The following is a 5,348-nucleotide window of genomic DNA, read 5'->3' as shown; positions in this document are numbered from 1 at the left end:
CGCCGTGGGTCGGTCAGGCGCTCCGGACGTTGGCCACGCCGTCGGGCAGCAGACGATGACCGAGGAGCCGCTCGCTGTACCCGGTGCGGTCCAGGTACGGCGTGAGGCCGCCCAGGTGGAAGCCCCAGCCCGCGCCGAGGATCAGGCAGAGGTCGATCTGCTGGGGCGTGGCGACGACCTGCTCGTCGAGCATGTGGCCGACCTCGACCGTGAGTGCGGTGAGCACCGCGTCCAGGACGCCGGCCTCGTCGAGCGGCTGGGCGAGCAGTTCGCCCTCGCGCGCGGCGTCGAACGTCGCCTGGATCGCGGGGTTCACCGGCTTGGGCAGGCCCTTGGCGGGGGCCGGCAGGACGACCGTGGCGCCCTCCTCGACGAGCCGGACGAGACCAGGCGAACGCGGGAAGCGGTCACCGAGGTCCTCGCGCAGCGACGTCAGGACGTGCAGGCCGACCGCGGGCCCGACCAGGTCGAACAGCTCGAACGGCGGCATGGGCAGGCCGAGCGGACGCAGGGCACGGTCGGCGACCTCGACGGGTGTGCCCTTCTCGACGGCGTCGACGATCACGCCGAGCAGCAGGACGAGCAGGCGGTTCACGACGAAGCCGGGGCGGTCCGCGCACAGCACCGCGGTCTTGCGGAGCTTGGCGGCGACCGCGACTCCGGTGGCGAGCGCCTCGGGCGAGGTGTGCTCGGCGTGGATCACCTCGACCAGCGGCATCGCCGCGACCGGGTTGAAGAAGTGCAGGCCGACGACGCGCTCGGGGTGCTGCAGGTCGGCGGCCATCGCGGTGATCGACAGCGCCGAGGTGTTGGTCGCGAGGATCGCGTCCGGCGCCACGACCTGCTCGACCTCCGCGAAGACCCGCTTCTTGAGCGAGAGCACCTCGGTGACGGCCTCGATGACGAAGTCGCAGCCCGCCAGGTCCTCGAGCCGGGTCGTGCCGCGGATCGAGCCGAGCAGCCGGGACGCCGCCGACTCGGAGAGCCGGCCCGAAGAGGTCAGGCGCTCGACGCCGGCCTGGACCGCCTCGAGCCCCTTGGCGACGCGCTCGTCGTCCAGGTCGCGCATGACCACCGGCACGCCGAGACGCTGCGCGAACAGGAGCGCGATCTGGGCCGCCATGAGACCTGCACCGACGATCCCGACGCGCGTGACCGGGCGCGGGAGCGCCTTGTCGGGCGCCCCGACCGGTCGCTTGCCGCTCGAGAGGAGCCCGAACGAGTAGACGCTCGCGCGCATCTCGTCGGACATGATCAGGTCGGCGAGCGCCTCGTCCTCGGCGGCGAACGCCTCGTCGCGCGAGGCCGTGCGTGCGGCGGCGACGAGGTCGAGCGCGCGGTACGGCGCGGGGCGCGAGCCGGCGATCGTGGCGTCGAGACGCTTCCGCGCCGCGTCGGTCACGGCCCGCCAGGTCGCCTCGTCGTCGAGCGGGCGACGCTCGACGACGACCTCGCCGGTCACCACACGGGCGGCCCAGCGGATCGACTCCTCGAGGAAGTCCGCGGTGTCGAGCACGACGTCCACGAGGCCGACCTGCGCGGCCTGCTGCGCCGTGTACGGCTTGTTGGCCGCGGGACGGGCGAGGATGACGTCGAACGCGGCCTGCACGCCCACGAGGCGCGGGACGACGTAGGCGCCGCCCCAGCCGGGCACCAGGCCCAGGCCCGTCTCCGGCAGGGCGAGCGCGCGCACGTCGGCCGCAACCGTCCGGTACTGGCAGTTGAGCGCGAGCTCGAGCCCGCCGCCGAGCGCGACGCCGTTGACGAACGCGAACGTGGGGACGCCCATGTCCTGCAGGAGCGCGTAGGCGGCGTGGCCCTGGCGGCCGAGCTGGAGCGCCTCGTCGCGCGAGACGACACCGGCGACCTGGGTCAGGTCGGCGCCGGCCGCGAGGAAGTACGGCTTGCCGGTGACGGCCACGGCCTGCACCTGGCCGGCCTGCACGCGCTCACGCACCGCGGTCAGCGTCGCCGTGAGCTCGGCCATCCCCTGCGGGCCGAGGGTCGTCGGCTTCGTGTGGTCCAGCCCGTTGTCGATCGTGACCAGGACGAGCGTGCCGGCGCCGCCGGGCAGCGTCACGTCGCGGGCCAGGGCGTGCGAGACCCGCTCGGCGCGGGGCGCCGGGGGCGCGTCGGTCGGGGCGGCGTCCGCCGCGGTCGTCACGTCGGCGCTCATCGGGCGACCTCCTCGTCGTTCGTCGGCACGTAGTCGGCGTGGTGCGGGTTCTCCCAGATGACGGTCCCGCCCTGGCCCAGGCCCACGCACATCGTGGTCACGCCGTAGCGCACCTCGGGGTGCTCGGCGAACTGGCGCGCGAGCTGGGTCATGAGACGCACGCCCGATGACGCGAGCGGGTGCCCGACGGCGATCGCGCCGCCGTACGGGTTCACACGGGGGTCGTCGTCGGCGATGCCGAACGCGTCGAGGAACGCGAGCACCTGGACCGCGAACGCCTCGTTGATCTCGAACAGCCCGATGTCCTCGATGGTCAGGCCCGCGCGCTCGAGCGCGCGTCGCGTCGCGGGCACCGGCCCGACGCCCATGATCTCGGGCTCCACGCCCGCGTACGCGAACTGGACCATCCGCATGCCCACGGGCAGCCCGAGCTCGGCGGCGGTGTCCTCGGCCGCGAGCAGACAGGACGCGGCGCCGTCGGTGAGCGGCGCCGACGTCCCGGCCGTGACGCGACCGCCCGGCCGGAACGGCGTGGGCAGCGACGCGATGGCCTCGGCGGTCGTCCCGGGCCGCGGCGGCTCGTCGGCCGTGGCCAGGCCCCAGCCCTGCTCCGGGTCGCGCGTGGCGACCGGGACGAGGTCGGGGTCGATCCGGCCCGACGCGAGGGCGGCGGCGTACTTGCGCTGGCTCGCCGCGCCGTACGCGTCGGCCCGCTCGCGCGTGAGCGCGGGGAAGCGGTCGTGCAGGTTCTCGGCGGTCACGCCCATGTTGAGCGCGTCGGCGGCGACGATCCGCTCCGCGAGGAACCGCGGGTTCGGCTCGGCGTCGAAGCCCATCGGGTGCCGGCCCATGTGCTCGACCCCGCCGGCGAGAGCGACGTCGGCCGCGCCCACCCCGATCGCGGCGGCGACGTTCGTCACCGCCGTCATGGCGCCCGCGCACATGCGGTCGATCGCGTAGCCGGGCACGCTCGACGGCAGGCCCGCGAGCATCCCGACCGTGCGGCCCAGGGTCAGGCCCTGGTCGCCCTGCTGCGTGGTGGCGGCGATCGCGACCTCGTCGACCCGTGCGGGCGGTAGCTGGGGGTGCCGGCGCAGGAGCTCGCGCACGGTCTTGACGACGAGGTCGTCGGCGCGGGTGTGGGCGTAGAGCCCGTCGGGACGTGCGCGTCCGAACGGGGTGCGTACCCCGTCGACGAAGACGGTGCGACGAGCTCGAGATGCGGCGGGCATCGGGGCCTCCTGGGGACGACGGTGTCCGTACGGTCGGGCGGGACCGGGGAGTGCGGTAGCTGTCCTACCTCCGTGTGGATCATGCGGAGCGCAGGACCTTCGGCCCACGAGACCGAAGTTACTCGAGAGTAACATCCGCTGAGCTGCGGCGGGAGAGGTCAGGCCGGGTCGCCGTGCGTCCGACGGCGCGCTGGGTCAGTCGCCGAGCGTCGCGAAGGCCGCGGCGAGCGGCTCGGTGACGAGGCCGACCTGCCACGGACGCGCACCGCCCGCGATCAGGTGCTCCGCCACGGACGCGGCGTCGAGCGACCGCGGGGGCGTCCAGCACAGGCGGCGCAGCAGGTCCGGCTGCACGATGTTCTCGACCGGCACGGCGTACCGGGCCGACAGCTCGGCGACCACGTCGCGCGCCGCGGTCAGGCGTGCGGCCGCGGCCGGGTCACGGTCAGCCCACGCGCGCGGGGGCGGCGGGGCGTCGCTCTTGGGGCCGCGCACCGAGGGCAGTTCGGCGTCGGGGAGTGCGAGCGCGCGGTCGATCGCGGACTGCCAGAGCGTCGCGCGGCGCCGCGTGCCCTTGCCCGCGAACGGCGGCAGCGCGGTGAGCTGGGGGACCGAGCGCGGGAGCGCCTGCGCCGCCGCGACGATCGCGGTGTCGGGCAGCACCCGGCCGGGCGAGACGTCACGCTGACGCGCGTTCTGGTCCCGCGTGCTCCACAGCTCACGCACGACGGCGAGGCGTCGCGCGTCACGGATCGCGTGCAGGCCGGAGACGCGGCGCCACGGCTCGGCGCGCGGGGCGGGCGGGGGAGCGGTGCGCACGGCCTCGAACTCCTGAGCGGCCCACTCGGCCTTGCCGGCGAGCGCCAGTCGCTCGGCGAGCACCGCCCGCACCTCGACGAGGACCTCGACGTCCAGGGCCGCGTAGCGCAGCCACTCGCTGGGCAGCGGGCGCGTCGACCAGTCGACCGCCGAGTGCTCCTTGGCCAGGCCGAGACCGAGCGTGTCGGCGACGACCGCCGCCAGGCCCACGCGCTCCATGCCGAGCAGCCGGGCCGCGAGCTCGGTGTCGAACACGCGCGTCGGGTGCATGCCCTGCTCGGTCAGACCCGGGAGGTCCTGCGACGCGGCGTGCAGCACCCACTCGACACCGACCAGGGCGTCGGAGAGCGCCGACAGGTCGGGCAGCGCGATCGGGTCGATGAGCGCCGTCCCGGCGCCCTCGCGACGCAGCTGCACGAGGTACGTGCGCTGGCCGTACCGGTAGCCGGACGCGCGCTCGGCGTCGACCGCAACCGGACCGGTCCCGGCACCGAAGGCTTCGATGACGGCCGCGAGTGCCGCCGGCGTCTCGACGACGACGGGGATGCCGTCGGCGGGTTCCGTCAGGGGGACGACCGGCGCGGGGGTCTGCGCCTGGGGGTGGTCGGTGCCGGGCGCCTCGGGGGCGTCGCCCGGTGGGACGACGGCCGACGCACGCTCGTCGTCCACGGATTGCATGGTTCCACCGTAGGCGACGACGGCCCGCGGGCCGTGCAGGCCGCGCGGATCTCGTGCCCGCCGCGTTCGTCACACCGGCGGCACGCCGGGACAGGGCAGCGCCCGGCAGCAGGGGTACCCGTGCCGCGGGTGCTCAGTCGAGCAGGCCGCCGCGGAACGACATCGCGACCAGGTGCGCGCGGTCGCCGGTGCCGAACTTGCGCGAGATGCGGGCCAGGTGGCTCTTGACCGTGAGGGCGGACAGGCCGAGCTCTTCGCCGATCAGCCGGTTGCTGCGGCCCTGCGCGACGAGCTTGAGGACGCTCAGCTCGCGGGTCGTCAGCTCGGGCAGCGCGGGGGGCGGCGGGGGCGCCGCCGGCGTGCGGGTCAACGACGGCGCGGTCGCGCTGGCCACGGCGCCGCGCATCCCGCCCGAGAGCAGCACGCTGAGCTCGCCGCGGCTC

Annotated in this window: 4 protein-coding genes; all 4 read right to left on the bottom strand. The window is 75.2% G+C overall.

Features of this window, described 5'->3' with window-relative positions; genetic code table 11:
• Nucleotides 1–13 precede the first annotated feature (13 nt).
• Entirely contained in the window at nt 14–2,176 is a 2,163-nt protein-coding gene (locus tag CWIS_RS14965; protein WP_048344129.1) for a 3-hydroxyacyl-CoA dehydrogenase NAD-binding domain-containing protein, read from the bottom strand.
• Nucleotides 2,173–3,408: a thiolase family protein gene (locus tag CWIS_RS14960; RefSeq protein WP_048344128.1), complete on the bottom strand. Its 1,236-nt coding sequence runs from the start codon at nt 3,406–3,408 to the stop codon at nt 2,173–2,175. Before CWIS_RS14960 ends, CWIS_RS14965 begins: the two co-directional genes overlap by 4 nt.
• 195 nt (nt 3,409–3,603) lie before the next feature.
• Nucleotides 3,604–4,905: an HRDC domain-containing protein gene (locus CWIS_RS14955; protein ID WP_082156513.1), complete on the bottom strand. Its 1,302-nt coding sequence runs from the start codon at nt 4,903–4,905 to the stop codon at nt 3,604–3,606.
• 133 nt (nt 4,906–5,038) lie between these two features.
• Nucleotides 5,039–5,348, bottom strand: a 310-nt coding sequence (locus CWIS_RS19740) for a response regulator transcription factor (RefSeq protein ID WP_053071774.1), incomplete at its 5' end; no start/stop codon positions are given.

The organism is Cellulomonas sp. A375-1 (assembly GCF_001040865.1).
Lineage (GTDB): Bacteria > Actinomycetota > Actinomycetes > Actinomycetales > Cellulomonadaceae > Cellulomonas > Cellulomonas gelida.
This window is presented reverse-complemented; position numbering and strand designations above follow the sequence as displayed.

Coding starts and splice junctions, on each gene's coding strand:
- CWIS_RS14960 (WP_048344128.1), bottom strand. CDS start 3,408: ATGCCCGCCGCATCTCGAGCTCGTCGCACCGTCTTCGTCGACGGGGTA.
- CWIS_RS14965 (WP_048344129.1), bottom strand. CDS start 2,176: ATGAGCGCCGACGTGACGACCGCGGCGGACGCCGCCCCGACCGACGCG.
- CWIS_RS14955 (WP_082156513.1), bottom strand. CDS start 4,905: ATGCAATCCGTGGACGACGAGCGTGCGTCGGCCGTCGTCCCACCGGGC.